Origin of the sequence: Frigoribacterium sp. CFBP9029 (genome assembly GCF_034045305.1) — a bacterium.
In the GTDB taxonomy this organism is placed as follows: domain Bacteria; phylum Actinomycetota; class Actinomycetes; order Actinomycetales; family Microbacteriaceae; genus Frigoribacterium.
In genome coordinates this window covers 129606-148790 of sequence record NZ_JAXCWB010000003.1, presented here as the reverse complement: position 1 = coordinate 148790, position 19185 = coordinate 129606, and the positions used below count along the sequence as shown (strand labels likewise).

Annotated in this window: 17 protein-coding genes; all 17 read right to left on the bottom strand. The window is 66.6% G+C overall.

Annotation, left to right across the window (positions count from 1 at the left end):
- Positions 1 to 15 precede the first annotated feature (15 nt).
- The gene (gene rpsS, locus SOM11_RS05465; RefSeq protein WP_123355173.1) at positions 16 to 297 is read right to left on the bottom strand and encodes a 30S ribosomal protein S19; all 282 of its coding nucleotides are present in this window, start codon (positions 295 to 297) and stop codon (positions 16 to 18) included.
- A 12-nt stretch (positions 298 to 309) separates the two neighbouring features.
- Complete coding sequence (gene rplB / locus SOM11_RS05460; RefSeq protein WP_192061035.1) at positions 310 to 1149, bottom strand: 50S ribosomal protein L2; 840 nt, start codon at positions 1147 to 1149, stop codon at positions 310 to 312.
- Positions 1150 to 1167: 18 nt separating this feature from the next.
- Positions 1168 to 1467 carry a 50S ribosomal protein L23 gene (gene rplW, locus SOM11_RS05455; protein WP_055799883.1) on the bottom strand — a complete coding sequence of 100 codons (300 nt, stop codon included), beginning with the start codon at positions 1465 to 1467 and terminating at the stop codon, positions 1168 to 1170.
- Entirely contained in the window at positions 1464 to 2126 is a 663-nt protein-coding gene (gene rplD / locus SOM11_RS05450; RefSeq protein WP_192061034.1) for a 50S ribosomal protein L4, read from the bottom strand. The genes rplW and rplD overlap by 4 nt, the downstream gene beginning before the upstream one ends.
- Positions 2127 to 2129: 3 nt before the next feature.
- The gene (gene rplC / locus SOM11_RS05445; RefSeq protein WP_167627285.1) at positions 2130 to 2780 is read right to left on the bottom strand and encodes a 50S ribosomal protein L3; all 651 of its coding nucleotides are present in this window, start codon (positions 2778 to 2780) and stop codon (positions 2130 to 2132) included.
- 15 nt (positions 2781 to 2795) lie between these two features.
- The gene (rpsJ, locus tag SOM11_RS05440) at positions 2796 to 3104 is read right to left on the bottom strand and encodes a 30S ribosomal protein S10 (RefSeq protein WP_056259724.1); all 309 of its coding nucleotides are present in this window, start codon (positions 3102 to 3104) and stop codon (positions 2796 to 2798) included.
- Between the two features lie 428 nt (positions 3105 to 3532).
- Positions 3533 to 4360, bottom strand: coding sequence for a DarT ssDNA thymidine ADP-ribosyltransferase family protein (locus tag SOM11_RS05435; protein WP_206758087.1), 828 nt, complete (start codon positions 4358 to 4360; stop codon positions 3533 to 3535).
- Between the two features lie 95 nt (positions 4361 to 4455).
- Entirely contained in the window at positions 4456 to 5430 is a 975-nt protein-coding gene (locus SOM11_RS05430) for a DNA topoisomerase IB (protein ID WP_320477440.1), read from the bottom strand.
- A gap of 65 nt (positions 5431 to 5495) precedes the next feature.
- A complete protein-coding gene (locus tag SOM11_RS05425; RefSeq protein WP_192061031.1) occupies positions 5496 to 5708 on the bottom strand; it encodes an Rv0909 family putative TA system antitoxin in 213 nt (70 codons plus the stop codon).
- Positions 5709 to 5831: 123 nt separating this feature from the next.
- On the bottom strand, positions 5832 to 7025 hold the full coding sequence (gene tuf / locus SOM11_RS05420) for an elongation factor Tu (protein ID WP_192061030.1): 1194 nt from the start codon (positions 7023 to 7025) through the stop codon (positions 5832 to 5834).
- A 126-nt stretch (positions 7026 to 7151) separates the two neighbouring features.
- Positions 7152 to 9266, bottom strand: a complete 2115-nt coding sequence (gene fusA, locus SOM11_RS05415) for an elongation factor G (RefSeq protein WP_192061029.1) — start codon at positions 9264 to 9266, stop codon at positions 7152 to 7154.
- An 84-nt stretch (positions 9267 to 9350) separates the two neighbouring features.
- Complete coding sequence (rpsG, locus tag SOM11_RS05410) at positions 9351 to 9821, bottom strand: 30S ribosomal protein S7 (protein ID WP_055799861.1); 471 nt, start codon at positions 9819 to 9821, stop codon at positions 9351 to 9353.
- Positions 9821 to 10195 carry a 30S ribosomal protein S12 gene (gene rpsL / locus SOM11_RS05405; RefSeq protein ID WP_043593380.1) on the bottom strand — a complete coding sequence of 125 codons (375 nt, stop codon included), beginning with the start codon at positions 10193 to 10195 and terminating at the stop codon, positions 9821 to 9823. Before rpsL ends, rpsG begins: the two co-directional genes overlap by 1 nt.
- 250 nt (positions 10196 to 10445) lie before the next feature.
- Entirely contained in the window at positions 10446 to 10991 is a 546-nt protein-coding gene (locus SOM11_RS05400) for a DUF6121 family protein (RefSeq protein WP_192061028.1), read from the bottom strand.
- A gap of 10 nt (positions 10992 to 11001) precedes the next feature.
- Positions 11002 to 11547: a GNAT family N-acetyltransferase gene (locus SOM11_RS05395; protein WP_192061027.1), complete on the bottom strand. Its 546-nt coding sequence runs from the start codon at positions 11545 to 11547 to the stop codon at positions 11002 to 11004.
- 150 nt (positions 11548 to 11697) lie between these two features.
- Positions 11698 to 15579, bottom strand: coding sequence for a DNA-directed RNA polymerase subunit beta' (locus SOM11_RS05390; RefSeq protein WP_192061026.1), 3882 nt, complete (start codon positions 15577 to 15579; stop codon positions 11698 to 11700).
- Between the two features lie 46 nt (positions 15580 to 15625).
- The gene (gene rpoB, locus SOM11_RS05385) at positions 15626 to 19117 is read right to left on the bottom strand and encodes a DNA-directed RNA polymerase subunit beta (protein ID WP_192061025.1); all 3492 of its coding nucleotides are present in this window, start codon (positions 19115 to 19117) and stop codon (positions 15626 to 15628) included.
- Positions 19118 to 19185 lie beyond the last annotated feature (68 nt).

Sequence of the window (19185 nt, the reverse complement as noted above, 5' to 3'; positions counted from 1 at the left end):
CCTTACGTCGCCGCGTTAGCGGCGACGACCCTTCTTGTCGTCCTTCACGTGACCACGGAAGGTGCGGGTGGGCGCGAACTCACCGAGCTTGTGGCCGATCATGCTCTCGGTCACGAACACGGGGATGTGCTTGCGTCCGTCGTGCACGGCGATGGTGTGTCCCAGCATGTTCGGGATGATCATCGATCGGCGCGACCAGGTCTTGATGACGTTCTTGGTGCTGGCCTCGTTCTGCGTGACGACCTTGCGGAGCAGGTGGTCGTCAACGAAGGGGCCCTTCTTAAGACTGCGTGGCATCTTCTACAACTCCTACTTACGCTTCTTGCCAGCGTTACGACGACGGACGATGAGCTTGTCGCTCTCCTTGTTGGGGTGGCGCGTGCGGCCTTCTTTCTGGCCCCACGGGCTGACCGGGTGGCGACCACCGGAGGTCTTGCCCTCACCACCACCGTGCGGGTGGTCGACCGGGTTCATGGCGACACCACGGACGGTCGGGCGGACGCCCTTCCAGCGCATGCGGCCGGCCTTGCCCCAGTTGATGTTCGACTGCTCGGCGTTGCCGACCTCGCCGATCGTGGCGCGGCAGCGGGCGTCGACGTTGCGGACCTCACCCGACGGCAGACGGAGCTGCGCGTAGGGGCCGTCCTTGGCGACCAGACGGACCGACGCACCGGCGGAACGGGCCATCTTCGCGCCTCCACCGGGCTTGAGCTCGATGGCGTGGATGACGGTACCGACGGGGATGTTCTTCAGCGGCAGGTTGTTGCCGGGCTTGATGTCGGCCCCGGCACCCGACTCGACGATGTCACCCTGCGACAGCTTGTTCGGAGCGATGATGTAGCGCTTCGAGCCGTCCATGAAGTGCAGGAGCGCGATGCGCGCCGTGCGGTTGGGGTCGTACTCGATGTGAGCGACCTTGGCGTTGACGCCGTCCTTGTCGTGACGACGGAAGTCGATCACGCGGTACTGGCGCTTGTGGCCACCACCGATGTGACGGGTCGTGATGCGACCGGCGTTGTTGCGCCCACCCGACTTGGTCAGCGGACGGAGCAGCGACTTCTCGGGCGTCGAACGCGTGATCTCCGCGAAGTCGGCGACCGACGAACCGCGGCGACCCGGCGTCGTGGGCTTGTAGTTACGAATAGCCATGTTTTATCCCTCTGCTCCCTAGCCGACAGCCGTGAAGATGTCGATGGAACCGGACTTGAGCGTCACGATGGCGCGCTTGGTGTCTTTACGCTTGCCGGTGCCGAAACGGGTGCGACGGGTCTTGCCCGTCCGGTTGAGCGTGTTGATGCTGTCGACCTTGACGTCGAAGATCTTCTCGATGGCGAGCTTGATCTCGGTCTTGTTCGACCGCGGGTCGACGATGAAGGTGTACTTGCCCTGATCGATCAGGGAGTAGCTCTTCTCGGAGACGACGGGCGAGATGATGACGTCGCGAGGGTCCTTGCCGTAGCCGCTCATGCGGAGGCCTCCTTCTTGGTCTTCGAGGCGACGAAGCCGTCGAAGGCGCTCTTCGTGAAGACGATGTCGTCGCTGACGAGCACGTCGTAGGCGTTGAGCTGGTCGTACGTGATCACGTGGACCGTGGTCACGTTGCGAACGCTCTTGCGGGTCAGCTCGTCGTCGCGGTCGACGACGATCAGGACGTGCTTGCTCGACGCGACGGACGCGAGGAGGTCGAGCGCGACCTTGGTGCTGATCGAGTCGGCGACGAAGCTCTCGACGACGTGGACGCGGGCACCGCGTGCACGGTCGGACAGGGCGCCGAGGAGGGCTGCGGCGATCATCTTCTTGGGCGTGCGCTGCGCGTAGTCACGCGGCTGCGGCCCGTGGACGATGCCACCGCCGGTCATCTGGGGGGCGCGGATCGAGCCCTGACGAGCGCGACCGGTTCCCTTCTGCTTGAACGGCTTGCGACCGGCGCCGGAGACCTCGCCACGACGCTTGGTCTTGTGGGTTCCCTGACGGGCGGCGGCCTGCTGGGCGACGACGACCTGGTGGATCAGCGGGACGTTGGTGACGACGTCGAAGAGCTCGACGGGCAGCTCGACGGTGCCGGTCTTCGAGCCGGTGGCGTCGAGGACGTCGACCGAGGCGGCCGATGCGGTAGTGGTGGCCATGAGCTACTTCCCCTTCACGGCGGTACGGACGAAAACGATGCGGCCGCGAGCACCGGGGACGGCGCCCTTGACGAGCAGCAGACCCTTCTCGGCGTCGACGGCGTGCACCGTGAGGTTCAGGATGGTGACCCGGTCGCCACCCATGCGACCGGCCATGCGCATGCCCTTGAAGACACGGCTGGGGGTCGACGAAGCACCGATCGAACCGGGCTTGCGGTGGTTGCGGTGGGCACCGTGCGAGGCGCCGACGCCCTTGAAGTTGTGACGCTTCATGACACCGGCGAAGCCCTTGCCCTTGGAGGTGCCGACGACGTCGACCTTCTGGCCGGCCTCGAAGGTGTCGACCGTGAGCTCCTGGCCGAGTGCGTACTCGGCGGCGTCGGCGGTGCGGACCTCGGTGAGGTGGCGGCGGGGCGTGACACCGGCGGCGTCGAAGTGACCGACGGCCGGCTTGGTGGCCTTGCGGGGGTCGATCTGACCGGCGGCGATCTGGACGGCCGTGTAGCCGTCCTTCTCGAGCGAGCGGACCTGGGTCACGACGTTCGGAGCGATCTCGACGACGGTGACGGGGATGAGCTTGTTGTTCTCGTCCCAGACCTGGGTCATGCCGAGCTTCTTGCCGAGCAGGCCCTTGACGTTCTTCGTGGTGCTGATGGTCATGGTCGCCCCCTACAGCTTGATCTCGATGTTGACGTCGGCGGGGAGGTCGAGACGCATGAGCGAGTCGACGGCCTTCGGCGTCGGGTCGACGATGTCGATGAGGCGCTTGTGCGTGCGCTTCTCGAAGTGCTCGCGCGAGTCCTTGTACTTGTGGGGCGAACGGATCACGACGACCACGTTCTTCTCGGTCGGCAGCGGCACGGGGCCGACCACCGTAGCGCCCGCGCGGGTGACCGTGTCGACGATCTTGCGCGCGGAGGAGTCGATGACCTCGTGGTCATACGACTTAAGTCGGATGCGGATCTTCTGTCCCGCCATGTGTGACTCTCTCTCGTTCGGACGTCGCGCACCTCGAAGGCCGCCTGACGCTGTTTGCTGGGCAAACATCTGGCACTACGTGTCTCTCGCGTACCGCTGTTCTTGTGTCAATCCATCTCGGAACCCGGCCGATGGCCGCGGAGAAGACCCGGGGAGGGCAGTCATCGTGGTCATCGCCCCGCCTGCCGCACCCCGAGGGGCGGGCGTCGCAAGGGATTCGATTGTGAGATGCGTCCTGCTACCCGCGGCCCAGACGCGATACGTCTGTGCACTGCCTGGCAGTGATCCGTGGTGGCGCCCGTGGCGCAACCCGAAGTGTGGAACTAGACGATTTTGCCACACGCCTGCATTTGCTGCAACCCGGGCGTGTCGCGGATTTCGGAGAGGGGCCGCGCGCGCCTCCTGGGTGGACGCGACCCCTCTCGGAATCAGACCTGCTCGACGGGCGAGGGTCGGAACCAGGGCGGGTAGACCGAGATGCGCGGGGCGTGCCCGCCGGCGTCGGCCACGAGGTTCTTGACGGCGTCGCGGACCTTGTCGTTCGGCACGCCCACGAGGGTGACGGCGTCGAAGGCGACACGCGACGGGACGAGCACCTCGGGCTCGAGCAGGTCGGGGTCGGCGAGCGAGAACCGGCGCACCATGCCCGCGGCGTCGTCGACGCCCACACCGGCGCGCACACCCTGGACCGCAGCGTCACCCTCGGTGACGACGAAGTCGTCGCCCAGGGCGGAGATCGGGACGACGAGCATGACGAAGTCCGTGGCCTTCGCCGTGCGGGCGGCGTCGGACCACTCGTAGCCCTCGGCACCGGAGCGCACGGTGTCCCAGGCGGTGGCGTGGGGCGAGAGCGAGAACGGCACGTGGTCGGCGAGCGGAGCGCCGGAGGCGGCGGTCACCGAGGCGCGGAGCGCACGGGTGGCCTCGGAGCTGACGTCGAGCACCGGCGTGGCGCCGGCGCGGATCTCACCGGACTCGAGGATGCCGGGCAGGTTGGAGACGTGGGTCCAGTGGTAGACGCGCTGCTGGGAGAACACGGGGACCGGCGTCTGGGCCGCCTGAGCGGCCACGGCGGACGCCGCCATGTCCCGAGGGAGTGCGGGGGTGCTGCGGAGCGACTCGGGCTTCCGAGAGGCGGCACGCCGCTTGGGCACGAGGGTCTTGACCTGACCGTCGGCGTCGACCTGGGGCTCGCGTCGGCGAGGCGCGCAGATGTCGCACAGCTCTCTCTCGAAACCGTGGATGCACTCGTCCATCACTGCAGTAGTTCCTCTCGGGCGCCGGACTCGATCCGACGCAACCCTCAACGGTACGTCATCGAGCCGAGCGCTGGCGAACGCTCGGGGCGGCTTCACCGGTAGAGGAGCGCTCTGACCTCCGACTCGGCGGAGGCGATGCGAGCCGGATCGATGGTCTCCCCGTGCTCGTAGGCATCGATCAGACGCGGGTCGACGTACGACGCCCGGGCGACGGCGGGGGTGTTGCCGAGCACCTCTGCGGCCGCCGCGATGGCCTGCGAGACGGCCTTGCGCCTCCTCGTGGGGGTCTGCTGCGGGCCCGCATTCGCGAGACCGACCGCTGCCGCCACCGTGCCGTGCAGCGTGCGGAAGTCCTTCGCCGTGAAGTCTCCCCCGGTCTGCTCTCGGACGTAGTCGTTGATCTCGACCGCGTGCAGCGGGCGCCACGGATCGCCGGCCGCAGGACGCCAGGCCAGGAGACGCGCCCGGGGGCCGCGGCTCTTGAGCCCGCGGACGACGGACGCGAGGTCGGCGTCACGGATCGACGACTCCCACGCCTGACCGCTCTTGGCGGGGAACGCCAGCGACACCGCGTCGCCGGAGACCGACACGTGCGCGCAGAGCAGCGTCGACAGCCCATGACTGCCGTGCTGCTCGGCGTAGCGTTCGGAGCCGACCCGGAGGGAGCCGGTGTCGAGCATGCGGAAGCCGGTCGCCAGGGCGCGCTCACGCACGGGCTCGGCGAGTCGCAGATGCCGGGTGACGCGCCCGCGGGCAGCCGGCAGCGATTCGGCGAGAGCCATCGCGCGATCGAACTTCAGGCGGTCCTTCTGCTCACGCCAGGTGGGGTGGTAGACGTACTGTCGACGCCCGGCGGCGTCCACACCCGTCGCCTGAACGTGGCCGTTCGGATAGGGCGCGATCCAGACGTCGGTCCAGGCGGGTGGGATGCCGAGATGGTCGATCCGAGCCCTGAGCCCGGGGTCGGTCACGAGCGCCCCGTTCTCGTCGCGGTAGGAGAACCCGGAGCCTGCCCGCCTGCGCGAGATGCCGGGTCGCGTGGCATCGGTACGACGGAGGCGCGGCATCCGTCGAGTAAACACCCGACGGGCGACCCGGGGTCATCCCTGGCCGCCCGTCGTTCATGACACCGTCAGCGGTCGCCGAGCTTCTCGTCGGCCTGCCGCCGTGCCTGCTCGATCTTGTCGGAGTGCTTGCCACCGGTGGCCTTGTCGGCCGCCTTGGCGACGGCGTCGAGCACGGAGTCGCTGACGCCCTCCGCCTTCTCGCTCTTCAGCGCCTCCTGGACCTTGCCGTCTTTCAGGAAGGCCTGGGCCTTCTTGCTGATGTCGTCGAAGCCTGCCATGGAGATCTCCCGTCCGTGCCGGTCGGTCCGGCTCGAGTCCATCGTGTACCCGGAGACGAGAAAGAGGCCGGACCCCGAAGGGTCCGACCTCTCTCGAGATCAGCAGTGCTGGAGGACCAGTACTTACTTGACGATCTTGGTGACGGTACCGGCACCCACCGTGCGACCACCCTCGCGGATGGCGAAGCGGAGGCCCTCTTCCATGGCGATGGGCTGGATCAGCTGAACGGTGATCTCAGTCGTGTCGCCGGGCATGACCATCTCGGTGCCCTCGGGCAGCGTGATGACACCCGTGACGTCGGTGGTGCGGAAGTAGAACTGCGGGCGGTAGTTCGCGTAGAACGGGTTGTGACGGCCGCCCTCGTCCTTCGAGAGGATGTAGACGTTCGCCTCGAACTCGGTGTGGGGCGTGATCGAGCCGGGCTTGACGACGACCTGGCCGCGCTCGACGTCTTCACGCTTCGTGCCACGGAGCAGGAGTCCGACGTTCTCACCGGCGCGTGCGTCTTCGAGGGTCTTGCGGAACATCTCGATGGCGGTGACGGTGGTCTTGGAGGACTTCTCCTTGATGCCGACGATCTCGACCTCGTCGTTCGGCTTCAGGATGCCTCGCTCGACACGACCGGTGATGACGGTTCCACGACCGGTGATCGTGAAGACGTCCTCGACGGGCATGAGGAAGGGCTGGTCCGTCGCACGGACGGGCTCCGGCACGTTCTCGTCGACCTGGTCCATCAGGTCGGCGACCGTGGCGGCCCACTTCTCGTCGCCCTCGAGGGCCTTGAGAGCGGAGACCTGCACGACGGGAGCGTTGTCGCCGTCGAAGTCCTGGCTGGAGAGGAGCTCGCGCACCTCGATCTCGACGAGCTCGAGGATCTCCTCGTCGTCGACCATGTCGGACTTGTTCAGGGCCACGACGATGTAGGGCACGCCGACCTGACGGGCGAGCAGGACGTGCTCACGCGTCTGGGGCATCGGGCCGTCGGTGGCGGCGACCACGAGGATCGCGCCGTCCATCTGAGCCGCACCGGTGATCATGTTCTTGATGTAGTCGGCGTGTCCGGGTGCATCGACGTGAGCGTAGTGGCGCTTCTCGGTCTGGTACTCGACGTGCGAGATGTTGATCGTGATGCCGCGCTGCTTCTCTTCGGGCGCGTTGTCGATCTGGTCGAACGCCGACGCCTCGTTGAGGTTGGGGTACTTGTCGTGCAGCACCTTGGTGATCGCCGCGGTGAGCGTGGTCTTGCCGTGGTCGACGTGACCGATGGTTCCGATGTTGACGTGCGGCTTGGTCCGCTCGAACTTGGCCTTAGCCACTGTGGGTCCTCCTCAGGACTCGGTTGCAGTGGAGCCGGGGGCCGGGTCGATGACCCGGCCTACCGGACACTGCGGATTGGTGTGTGTACATGTTACGCGGTCGAGGTTCGGCCGCGTGGTTCGGGACTATTCGCCCTTGTTCTTCTGGATGATCTCCTCGGCGACCGCCGAGGGGACCTCCTGATAGGACTCGAACGTCATCGAGTAGACGGCACGACCCGAGGTCTTCGACCGCAGGTCACCGACGTATCCGAACATCTCCGACAGCGGCACGCTGGCCCGAACGACCTTCACACCACTGGCGTCTTCCATCGACGAGATCTGCCCGCGTCGCGAGCTGAGGTCGCCGATGACGTCGCCCATATACTCTTCGGGCGTACGGACCTCGACCGCCATGAGCGGTTCGAGGAGAACGGGCTGGGCCTTGCGAGCCGCCTCTTTGTAGGCGATCGACCCGGCGATCTTGAAGGCCATCTCGGACGAGTCGACGTCGTGCGCCGCACCGTCGAGCAGCAGCGCCCGGACACCCACGGTCGGGTAGCCCGCGAGGACACCCACCTGCATGGCGTCCTGGATGCCGGCGTCGACCGAGGGGATGTACTCGCGCGGCACGCGACCACCGGTGACCTTGTTGACGAACTCGTAGGTCGACTCGGCGGTGACCTCGTAGGGCTCGAGCGCGATCTGGATCTTCGCGAACTGACCCGAACCACCGGTCTGCTTCTTGTGCGTGTAGTCGTACCGCTCGATGCCCTTCTTGAGGGTCTCGCGGTAGGCGACCTGGGGCTTGCCCACGTTCGCCTCGACGTTGAACTCGCGCTTCATGCGGTCGACGAGGATGTCGAGGTGGAGCTCGCCCATGCCCTTGATGACCGTCTGACCGGTCTCGACGTTGAGCTCGACGCGGAACGTCGGGTCCTCTTCGGCGAGCTTCTGGATGGCCAGCGAGAGCTTCTCCTGGTCGGCCTTCGTCTTCGGCTCGATGGCGACCTCGATGACGGGCTCGGGGAACGTCATCGACTCGAGCACGATCTGCTCGGACGGGTCGCACAGGGTGTCGCCGGTCGTGGTGAACTTCAGACCGATGACCGCGTAGATGTGGCCGGCGGTCACGCTCTCGACCGGGTTCTCCTTGTTGGAGTGCATCTGGAAGATCTTGCCGATGCGCTCCTTCTTGTCTTTGGTCGAGTTGATGACCTGGGCGCCGGACTCGATCGAACCCGAGTAGACGCGCACGTAGGTCAGACGACCGAAGAACGGGTGCACCGCGACCTTGAAGGCGAGAGCCGAGAAGGGCTCCGACGACTCGGGCTTGCGGATGATGACCTTCTCGGCGTCGCGGACGTCGTGGCCCTCCATGGGAGGCACGTCGAGCGGCGAGGGGAGGTAGTCGATGACCGCGTCGAGCATCGGCTGGACACCGCGGTTCTTGAAGGCGGAGCCGCAGAAGATCGGGTACAGCTCGGAGTTGACCGTCATCTTGCGGACGGCGGCCTTGATCTCGGCGATCGTGAGCTCTTCGCCACCGAAGTACTTCTCGAGCAGCGCGTCGTCCGACTCGGCGACCGTCTCGAGGAGCTTGGCGCGGTACTCCGCGGCCTTCTCCTTCAGGTCTTCAGGGATCTCTTCGATCTCGTACTTGGCACCCAGCTCGACGTCACCCTTGGCGTCACCGCGCCACGTGAGGGCGCGCATCTCGACCAGGTCGACGACGCCCTCGAAGGAGCTCTCGGCACCGATCGGGAGCTGCATGACCAGCGGCTTGGCGCCGAGGCGGTTGATGATCGTGTCGACCGTGAAGTAGAAGTCGGCGCCGAGCTTGTCCATCTTGTTGACGAAGCAGATGCGGGGCACGTCGTACTTGTCGGCCTGACGCCAGACGGTCTCGGACTGGGGCTCGACGCCCTCCTTGCCGTCGAAGACGGCGACGGCGCCGTCGAGGACGCGGAGCGAGCGCTCGACCTCGACCGTGAAGTCGACGTGACCGGGGGTGTCGATGATGTTGATCTGGTTCTTGTTCCAGAAGCACGTCGTCGCAGCCGAGGTGATGGTGATGCCGCGCTCTTGCTCCTGCGCCATCCAGTCCATCGTGGCCGCACCGTCGTGGACCTCACCGATCTTGTGGGTGATGCCCGTGTAGTACAGGATGCGCTCGGTGGTCGTCGTCTTGCCAGCATCGATGTGAGCCATGATGCCGATGTTGCGGACCTTGTTCAGGTCGGTGAGCACATCTTGTGCCACGGGTTCCTCCGAAGGGATAGGTGGGGAGTGGGGGGACGAGGAGGTGCGGTGCGCGGGATGCGCACACCGCGCCTCCTCGGCCGGTTACCAGCGGTAGTGCGCGAAGGCCTTGTTCGACTCGGCCATCTTGTGCGTGTCTTCGCGACGCTTGACAGCGGCGCCGAGACCGTTCGAGGCGTCGAGGATCTCGTTCATGAGACGCTCGGTCATGGTCTTCTCGCGACGAGCCTTGGCGTAGCTGGTGAGCCAGCGGAGAGCCAGGGTGTTGGCGCGGTGGGGCTTGACCTCGACGGGGACCTGGTAGGTCGAACCGCCGACGCGACGCGAACGGACCTCGAGAGTCGGGCGGACGTTGTCGAGCGCCTTCTTCAGCGTGGCGACCGCGTCTTGGTCGTTCTTGGCGGAGACGCCGGCGAGAGCACCGTAGACGATGCGCTCGGCGAGCCCCTTCTTGCCGTCGAGGAGGATCTTGTTGACGAGCTGGCTGACGATCGGCGCACCGTAGACCGGGTCGGCGACGACAGGGCGCTTGGGCGCGGGTCCTTTACGAGGCATTACTTCTTGTCCTTCTTCGCACCGTAGAGGCTGCGAGCCTGCTTGCGGTTCTTCACGGCCTGGGTGTCGAGGGCGCCACGGACGATCTTGTAGCGCACACCGGGGAGGTCTTTGACACGACCGCCGCGGACGAGCACCATCGAGTGCTCTTGCAGGTTGTGGCCCTCGCCGGGGATGTAGGCGGTGACCTCGGTGCCGTTCGAGAGCTTCACACGAGCGACCTTGCGGAGCGCGGAGTTCGGCTTCTTGGGGGTGGTGGTGTACACACGCGTGCACACGCCACGCTGCTGGGGGTTGGACCGCAGGGCGGGGGCCTTGGTCTTGACGACCTTCGGCGTGCGTCCCTTGCGGACCAGCTGCTGAATAGTTGGCACTGGTTCTCCTCGTTCGATCTCGGCCCGGTCTGACGACCCGGTCGAGTCGCGCTGCTCTCGCATCGCTGTGCTCTGTCCGGCGGAATCGCCGGAATCCTCGTCTCGGAGACCGAGACGGTCGTTACCCGACTCGACGGCGACGCCGAGGGGTATTCGGTGTGGGCGCGGTTAAACGCACACCCGCTAGAGCATAGCTTCGACCCGGGGGGTTAATCAAATGTCGGCCGGCAGCGGGGCAGCCGCCGACGACCTACGTCTGGGGTGCGACACGCGAGACGGCGACGGTACCCGCCACGACGAGACCCGCCCACAGCGCGGAGCCGAGCACGAGCGGCGACAGCGCGTACCGCCCGGCGAAGAGCGTCGCCCAGAACAGGTCGTCTCTGACCAGCCCGTACCAGACCGACCCGACGAGCAGCATCGCGAGATAGACGAGCGCAGCGGTCGTGATCGCGGCCGGCAGCAGCGGAGCGTGCCGCGGACGGAGCTCGTCGTCGGGATCGAGCGCCGGCCGGGTCGCGGCTCGCCGGGCGGGATCGTCGGCCGGCTGGGCGGGGAACGCGCCGCGCATGGTCGGCGCGGCCCCGTCGACGGCGTCGGCCAGGGCGGCGGACCGCAGGAGCGACAGCAGCACGATCAGCACCGCCACCGCGAACATCGCGGGGCCGAGGAGGGTGCCGGCGTCGGGTTCGGCGATGACGTCGCGGTCGAGGAGCACGCTCTCGAACGCGGCGGTGGTGATGATCAGCGCCGCGAAGAGGACGGTGCCCATCACCGCGTAGACGGCGCGATTCATGTCGTCGAGGCTACGCCGAGCCGAGGAGGCGGTGGTACAGCACGTGGTCCTCCCACACGCCCGCGATGCGCAGGTAGCTCGCCGCATAGCCGTACTCGACGAAGCCCGAGCGGGTCAGCACGGCCCGTGACGCGGCGTTGCGGGGCAGCGCTCCCGCCTCGAGGCGGTGCAGACGCAGGGTCACGGTCGCGAAGTCGACGACGGCTCCGACGGCGGCCGTCGCCAGCCCCCGACCGACGTGCTCGTGGTCGAGCCAGTAGCCGACCGTCGCCCGCTGCACGGGGCCGCGGACGATCTGGTTGAGCGAGATGCCGCCGACGACCTCGTCGCCCTCGATCAGGAGGAACGACTGCCCCTCCCCCGCCGCCGAGGACGCGAGCCGACCGGCCAGGACGCTGCGCTGACCGTGCTCGGTGAAGAAGGAGGGCGTGCGCTCGGGATCCCAGGGGGCGAGGTGCGCCCTGTTGCGGTCGTAGGCGGCGGCGAGGGACGCGGCGTCGTCGACCCGCGCCTCCCTCAGGTGGACCGTGTCTGACAGCTGCCGTTCGTAGCGCACGCCGCCGACCCTATCGCCCGGTAACGGTCACCCGCCGGAGTGAGGCGGGGACGACGGAGGGCCCCGGTCCACGCACGAGGCGTGGGCCGGGGCCCTATGTCGATTCGAGGAGGCGCGGTGCGGGACTGACCCTCACCGCACCTCCGCGGATCAGTTGTAGGTGCCGGGCGTGAAGTCGTCCGACGAGAACGAGTCGAAGTCGACGAAGCTGAGGTCAGCCTCGTTGAACGACGCGTCGTCCGTGAACACGCGGTTGGGGTACCGCTCGGCCTTCGCCTCCTCCGTCGCCTCGACCGAGACGTCGCGGTAACGCGACAGACCGGTGCCCGCGGGGATCAGCTTTCCGATGATCACGTTCTCCTTCAGACCGACCAGCGGGTCGCTCTTGCCTTCCATCGCGGCCTGCGTGAGCACGCGGGTCGTCTCCTGGAAGGACGCGGCCGACAGCCACGACTCGGTCGCCAGCGAGGCCTTGGTGATGCCCATGACCTCTTGACGAGCGGACGCGGTCCGCTTGCCCTCGGTCAGCGCAGCACGGTTGATCTCGTTGTACTTCGACCGGTCGACGAGCTCTCCGGGGAGGAGATCGGTGTCGGCGTGGTCGACGACGGTGACCTTGCGGAGCATCTGACGGACGATGACCTCGATGTGCTTGTCGTGGATCGGCACACCCTGCGAGCGGTAGACGTCCTGCACGCCGCCCACGAGGTGCTGCTGAACCGCACGGACGCCCTTGACTCGCAGGACCTCCTTGGGGTCGACGGCGCCCGCGATGATCTGCGCGCCGAGCTCGACGTGCTGACCGTCTTCGACGAGGAGGGTCGAGCGCTTGAGCACCGGGTAGATGACCGGCTCGTCTCCGTTGTCGAGGTTGAGGATGACGCGGCGAGCCTTGTCGGTGTCCTCGATGGTGATGCGACCGGCACCGTCGGCGATCGGGGACGCACCCTTGGGGGTACGCGCCTCGAACAGCTCCGTCACGCGGGGAAGACCCTGCGTGATGTCGTCGGCCGAAGCCGAACCACCGGTGTGGAAGGTGCGCATCGTGAGCTGCGTGCCGGGCTCGCCGATCGACTGGGCCGCGATGATGCCGACGGCCTCTCCGATGTCGACGAGGTTGCCCGTGGCCAGCGAACGGCCGTAGCACTGGGCGCAGACACCGACGGCGGCCTCGCAGGTGAGGACGGAGCGGACCTTGATGGTCTCGACACCGGCCGCCACGAGCTCGTCGATCAGCACGTCTCCGACGTCGGCGCCGGCCTCGGCCAGCACCGTGCCCTTGGCGTCGACCGCGGCCGCGGCGAGAGACCGTGCGAACACGGTGTTCTCGACGGTCGCGTCGCGCACCATGACGCCGTCGGCGTCGGGTGCGGCGATCGGCATCTCGAGGCCTCGCGAGGTGCCGCAGTCGTCTTCACGGATGATGACGTCCTGTGACACGTCGACGAGTCGACGGGTCAGGTACCCCGAGTCGGCCGTACGGAGGGCCGTGTCGGCCAGACCCTTGCGGGCACCGTGCGTCGCGATGAAGTACTCGGCCACCGACAGACCCTCGCGGTACGACGAGATGATCGGGCGGGGGATGATGTCGCCCTTCGGGTTGTTCACCAGGCCTCGCATGCCGGCGATGTTGCGCACCTGCAGCCAGTTACCACGAGCACCCGACGTCACCATGCGGTTGATGGTGTTGTCGATCGGGAAGTTCGCCCGCATCTCGGCGGCGACCTCGTTCGTGGCCTCCGTCCAGATCTTGATCAGGTCGGCACGACGCTCGGCGTCCGAGATCAGACCCTTGTCGAACTCCGACTGGACCGCCGCGGCCTGCTTCTCGTAGCCCGCGACGATCTCGGGCTTGCGCGGCGGCGTCAGCACGTCGGACAGCGCGACGGTCACACCGGAGCGCGAGGCCCAGTAGAAGCCGGCGTCCTTGATGTTGTCGAGCGCCGCGGCGACCGCGACCTTCGGGTACCGCTCGGCCAGGTCGTTGACGATGGTCGAGAGCATGCCCTTGTCGGCGACCTCTTGCACGAAGGGGTAGTCGGCGGGGAGGTTCTCGTTGAAGCGAGCGCGACCCAGCGTCGTCTCGAGCAGGATGTCCTGACCGACCTCGTAGCCCTCGGGCGCCTCGCCCTCGGCGAAGTGCACGCCGTTCATGCGGATCTTGACCATGGCGTTGAGGTCGAGCGACCCCTGGTCCATGGCCATGATCGCCTCGGACACCGACGAGAACGAGCGGCCCTCACCGGTTGCGCCGGGGGTGACCGTCGTCAGGTAGTGCAGACCGATGATCATGTCCTGTGCGGGCAGGGTCACCGGACGGCCGTCGGACGGCTTCAGGATGTTGTTCGACGCGAGCATCAGGATGCGCGCCTCGGCCTGGGCCTCGACGGACAGCGGCAGGTGGACGGCCATCTGGTCGCCGTCGAAGTCGGCGTTGAACGCCGCGCAGACGAGCGGGTGCAGCTGGATGGCCTTGCCCTCGACGAGCTGGGGCTCGAACGCCTGGATGCCGAGACGGTGCAGCGTGGGCGCACGGTTCAGCAGCACGGGACGCTCGCGGATGATCTCTTCGAGGACGTCCCAGACCTGCGGACGCGAACGCTCGACCATGCGCTTCGCCGACTTGATGTTCTGAGCGTGGCTCAGGTCGATCAGGCGCTTGATGACGAAGGGCTTGAAGAGCTCGAGAGCCATCTGCTTGGGCAGACCGCACTGGTGCAGCTTGAGCGTCGGGCCGACGATGATGACCGAACGACCCGAGTAGTCGACGCGCTTGCCCAGCAGGTTCTGGCGGAAGCGACCCTGCTTTCCCTTGAGCATGTCACTCAGGGACTTCAGGGCGCGGTTGCCGGTACCCGTGACGGGACGACCACGACGGCCGTTGTCGAACAGTGCGTCGACGGCCTCCTGCAGCATCCGCTTCTCGTTGTTGACGATGATCTCGGGGGCACCGAGATCGAGCAGACGACGGAGGCGGTTGTTGCGGTTGATGACGCGGCGGTACAGGTCGTTCAGGTCGGACGTCGCGAAACGGCCACCGTCGAGCTGGACCATCGGGCGGAGCTCCGGCGGGATGACCGGCACCACGTCGAGCACCATCGCTGCGGGCGAGTTGCCCGTGGCGAGGAAGGAGCTGACGACGCGCAGGCGCTTGATCGCGCGGATCTTCTTCTGACCCTTGCCCTCGGAGATCTGCAGGTGCAGGTTCTCGGCCTCGGTGGTGAGGTCGAAGCCCTCGAGGCGCTTCTTGATCGCCTCGGCGCCCATGTGGGCCTCGAAGTAGATGCCGAAGCGGTCCTGGAGCTCGTGGAAGACGGCGTCCTCCGGCTTGAGGTCGCCGACCTTCAGCGACCGGAAGTCCTCCCAGACGCGCTCGAGGCGGTTGATGTCCTCGTCGAACGACTTGCGCGTCTGCGACATCTCCTTCTCGGCGCCGTCCTTCGCGCGGCGCTTCTGGTCGCTCTTCGCACCCTCTTCTTCAAGAGCGGCGAGGTCGTCCTCGAGCTTCTGGAGACGGTCGGCGATGCGCGTGTCGCGCTGCGACTCGAGCTGCTTGATCTCGAGGCGGAGCTCGTTCTCGAGTCCGGGCATGTCGGCGTGACGGCCCTCCTCGTCGATCGAGATGACCATGTAGGCGGCGAAGTAGATGACCTTCTCGAGGTCCTTCGGCGCCATGTCGAGCAGGTAGCCGAGGCGCGAGGGGACGCCCTTGAAGTACCAGATGTGCGTGACGGGAGCGGCGAGCTCGATGTGGCCCATGCGCTCACGGCGCACCGACGACTTCGTGACCTCGACGCCGCAGCGCTCGCAGACGATGCCCTTGAATCGGACTCGCTTGTACTTGCCGCAGGCGCACTCCCAGTCGCGTGAGGGCCCGAAGATCTGCTCTCCGAAGAGGCCGTCCTTCTCGGGCTTCAGCGTGCGGTAGTTGATGGTCTCCGGCTTCTTGACCTCACCGTGCGACCAAGCGCGGATGTTGTCGGCCGTTGCGAGGCCGATCCGCAGCTCGTCGAAAGTTGTTGCTTCGATCAATGTTTATCCCTTTGTGAAAAAAGTGTCGACGTCGTCTGGGGAGGGCTTAGATCTCGTCGACGTTCGACGACTCGAAGCGGGAAGAGATGTTGATGCCCAGCTCTTCGGCGGCACGGAAGACCTCGTCGTCCGTGTCGCGCAGGCTGACCGTCTGGCCGTCGGCCGAGAGGACCTCGACGTTCAGGCAGAGCGACTGCATCTCTTTGATGAGGACCTTGAAGCTCTCGGGGATGCCGGGCTCCTGGATGTTCTCACCCTTGACGATCGCCTCGTAGACCTTGACGCGGCCGAGGATGTCGTCGGACTTGATGGTCAGGAGCTCCTGCAGCGCGTATGCGGCGCCGTAGGCCTCGAGGGCCCAGACCTCCATCTCACCGAATCGCTGACCACCGAACTGCGCCTTACCACCCAGCGGCTGCTGCGTGATCATCGAGTACGGACCCGTCGAGCGAGCGTGGATCTTGTCGTCGACGAGGTGGTGCAGCTTGAGGATGTACATGTAGCCGACCGAGATCGGGTTCGGGAACGGCTCACCCGAGCGACCGTCGAAGAGGCGGGCCTTACCGGACGAGCCGATGAGGCGCTCCCCGTCGCGGGTCGGGAGGGTCGAGTCGAGCAGACCCTCGATCTCGCGCTCGGCGGCACCGTCGAACACCGGGGTGGCGACCTTCGTGCCGGGAGCGGCGCTGAGCGCCTCGGGGGGCAGGTTCTTCGCCCACTCCTGGATGCCCTCGACGTTCCAGCCCTGCGCCGCGATCCACCCGAGGTGGATCTCGAGCACCTGGCCGAAGTTCATTCGACCGGGGACGCCCAGCGGGTTCAGGATGATGTCGACGGGGGTTCCGTCGGCGAGGAAGGGCATGTCTTCGACGGGGAGGATCGTCGAGATGACGCCCTTGTTGCCGTGACGACCGGCGAGCTTGTCACCCGCGGTGATCTTGCGCTTCTGAGCGATGAACACCACGACGCGCTGGTTGACACCCGAGCCGAGCTCGTCGTCTCCGTCTTGCGAGTCGAAGACCTTGACGCCGATGACGGTCCCCTGCTCGCCGTGAGGCACCTTCAGGGACGTGTCGCGGACCTCGCGGCTCTTCTCGTTGAAGATCGCGCGCAGCAGACGCTCTTCGGCGCTGAGCTCGGTCTCGCCCTTGGGCGTGACCTTGCCGACGAGGATGTCGCCAGGGCGGACCTCGGCGCCGATGCGGATGATGCCGCGCTCGTCGAGGTCGGCCAGCAGATCCGGGCTGACGTTGGGGAGGTCACGGGTGATCTCCTCCTTGCCGAGCTTCGTGTCGCGGGCGTCGACCTCGTACTCCTCGATGTGGATCGAGGAGAGCGTGTCGTCCTTGATGAGGTTCTGCGACAGGATCATCGCGTCCTCGTAGTTGTAGCCCTCCCAGGGCATGAACGCGACGAGCAGGTTCTTGCCGAGTGCGAGCTCGCCGTTCTCGGTGGCGGGTCCGTCGGCGATGACCTCGCCGACCTCGATGCGCTGACCGGCGTCGACGATCACACGGTGGTTGTAGCTGGCGCCCTGGTTCGAGCGGTCGAACTTGCGGAGGTAGTACTCCTGGGTTCCACCGGCGTCGAGCTGGACGGTGACGACGTCGGCCGAGACCTCGGCGACCACGCCGGCGGCGTCGGCGGTGACCACGTCACCGGCGTCGATGGCCGTGTAGCCCTCCATGCCGGTGCCGACGAGCGGGCTCTCGCTGCGGACCAGCGGGACTGCCTGACGCTGCATGTTGGCACCCATGAGGGCGCGGTTCGCATCGTCGTGCTCGAGGAACGGGATGAGCGACGTGGCGACCGAGACCATCTGGCGCGGCGAGACGTCCATGTAGTCGACCTCGTCCTTGCCGACGAGCTCGACCTCTCCGCCCTTCTTGCGGACCAGGACCTTGTCGTCGACGAAGTCGAACTTGTCGTCGAGGGGCGCGTTGGCCTGCGCGACGACGTACTCGTCTTCTTCGGACGCGGTCAGGTAGTCGATCGTCGTGGACACGTTGCCCTTGACGACGCGACGGTACGGGGTCTCGATGAACCCGAAGGAGTTGATGCGGGCGAACGACGCGAGCGAGCCGATCAGACCGATGTTCGGGCCTTCCGGGGTCTCGATCGGGCACATGCGGCCGTAGTGCGAGGGGTGGACGTCTCGGACCTCGACGCCGGCGCGCTCACGCGACAGACCACCCGGTCCGAGAGCGGACAGGCGGCGCTTGTGGGTCAGACCCGACAGCGGGTTGTTCTGGTCCATGAACTGCGACAGCTGCGACGTCCCGAAGAACTCCTTGATCGCGGCGACGACGGGGCGCACGTTGATCAGGGTCTGCGGCGTGATCGCCTCGATGTCTTGAGTGGTCATGCGCTCGCGGACGACGCGCTCCATGCGCGACAGACCGGTGCGGACCTGGTTCTGGATCAGCTCGCCGACCGCGCGGATGCGACGGTTGCCGAAGTGGTCGATGTCGTCGACGTCGAGACGCAGCTCGACGGACTCGCCCTCGCGGACTCCGTCCATCGTCTTCTGCTCGGCGTGCAGCGACACCAGGTACTTGATCGTCGCGACGATGTCGTCGACGGTCAGGACCGAGTCGACCAGGGGCGCGTCGATGCCGAGCTTGCGGTTGATCTTGTAACGACCGACCTTCGCCAGGTCGTAGCGCTTCGGGTTGAAGTAGAAGTTGTCGAGCAGCGCACGCGCGGCCTCGGCAGCGACCTGCTCGCCGGGACGCAGCTTGCGGTAGATGTCTTTGAGCGCCTCCTCCTTGGTGAGGATGGCGTCCTTCTCGAGGGTCGCCTCGATGGAGGCGAAGCCCTTGAACTTCTCGGTGATCTCTTCGCTCGTCAGACCGAGGGCCTTGAGGAAGACGGTGACGCTCTGCTTGCGCTTGCGGTCGATGCGGACGCCGACCTGGTCGCGCTTGTCGATCTCGAACTCGAGCCAGGCACCACGGCTCGGGATGACGCGAGCCGAGTAGATGTCCTTGTCGGAGGTCTTGTCGGAGGCGCGCTCGAAGTACACGCCCGGGCTGCGGACGAGCTGCGACACGACGACACGTTCGGTGCCGTTGATGATGAAGGTTCCGCGCTCGGTCATCAGCGGGAAGTCGCCCATGAAGACCGTCTGCGTCTTGATCTCACCGGTGAGGTGGTTCATGAACTCGGCGTTGACGTACAGCGGTGCGGCGTAGGTCTTGCCGCGCTCTTTGCACTCGTCGATGGTGTACTTCGGCTCTTCGAGCTCGGGAGCGGTGAACGACAGCTGCATCGTCTCGCCGAGGTCCTCGATCGGGGAGATCTCCTCGAAGATCTCCTCCAGGCCGGAGTGGAGGGCGAGGTCGGTGCGACCCTGCTCGGTCGCCTCGGCGAGGCGCTCCTTCCAGATGTCGTTGCCGACGAGCCAGTCGAAGCTCTCCGTCTGCAGCGCCAGAAGGTCGGGGACCGTCAGCGTGTCGGTGATCTTGGCGAACGAGAGTCGCGATGCGCCTCGGCCGTTCTTGGGTGAGTTGGTGTTTGCGGTGTTCGCAGCAGCCAAGGAAGTTACCTCCGTGGACCCCGTCGGGTCATCACTGTCGGACAGTATGGTGAGTGGTGAACGGCCCT

Bases quoted from the DNA above. Each gene is read 5' to 3' on its own strand.
- rpsG (WP_055799861.1), bottom strand. From the start codon at position 9,821: ATGCCTCGTAAAGGACCCGCGCCCAAGCGCCCTGTCGTCGCCGACCCG.
- SOM11_RS05430 (WP_320477440.1), bottom strand. From the start codon at position 5,430: ATGCCGCGCCTCCGTCGTACCGATGCCACGCGACCCGGCATCTCGCGC.
- rpsJ (WP_056259724.1), bottom strand. From the start codon at position 3,104: ATGGCGGGACAGAAGATCCGCATCCGACTTAAGTCGTATGACCACGAG.
- SOM11_RS05435 (WP_206758087.1), bottom strand. From the start codon at position 4,360: ATGGACGAGTGCATCCACGGTTTCGAGAGAGAGCTGTGCGACATCTGC.
- rpsS (WP_123355173.1), bottom strand. From the start codon at position 297: ATGCCACGCAGTCTTAAGAAGGGCCCCTTCGTTGACGACCACCTGCTC.
- SOM11_RS05400 (WP_192061028.1), bottom strand. From the start codon at position 10,991: ATGAATCGCGCCGTCTACGCGGTGATGGGCACCGTCCTCTTCGCGGCG.
- rplB (WP_192061035.1), bottom strand. From the start codon at position 1,149: ATGGCTATTCGTAACTACAAGCCCACGACGCCGGGTCGCCGCGGTTCG.
- rplD (WP_192061034.1), bottom strand. From the start codon at position 2,126: ATGGCCACCACTACCGCATCGGCCGCCTCGGTCGACGTCCTCGACGCC.
- SOM11_RS05425 (WP_192061031.1), bottom strand. From the start codon at position 5,708: ATGGCAGGCTTCGACGACATCAGCAAGAAGGCCCAGGCCTTCCTGAAA.
- rplW (WP_055799883.1), bottom strand. From the start codon at position 1,467: ATGAGCGGCTACGGCAAGGACCCTCGCGACGTCATCATCTCGCCCGTC.